General features: G+C 35.9%; 1 protein-coding gene. It reads right to left on the reverse strand.

Annotated features, from left to right (window positions below; genetic code table 11):
- Positions 1 to 172 precede the first annotated feature (172 nt).
- A partial coding sequence (locus CSX02_RS13690; protein ID WP_189281563.1) for a hypothetical protein occupies positions 173 to 395 on the reverse strand: 223 nt, incomplete at its 5' end.

The following is a 395-nucleotide window of genomic DNA, read 5'->3' on the forward strand; positions in this document are numbered from 1 at the left end:
TCATCAATTTGTGTCCCAGTTGAATCCTTTACAACAGCACATCCTACATTAAGGAAAAGATGCTCTAGGAGCATCTTTTTCTTCTCATTTTGGAACACTTTCCGGACTCCATACTCCCTCAGCATAAAACGAAAATACATTATTACGATTAGCAGCAGTCACCGCATATTTTTTAATTACCTGCCCCTTCTTTCGACACTCCCGGAATTGGATAATAAATTCTCCCATCCTCAGATGTACTATCATTGGTGGCATCAAAATAAATATCCTCACAACTATTCAAGACATCCTCTGAAATAAAATATCCAACCCGAATATCTTTTTTCTCGCCCGGTTCAATTTTTAATAGAAATGCATTATGATCATTATCTATCGTCCCCATATAATTAAAATAT

The organism is Agathobacter ruminis, assembly GCF_002735305.1.
Lineage (GTDB): Bacteria > Bacillota > Clostridia > Lachnospirales > Lachnospiraceae > Roseburia > Roseburia ruminis.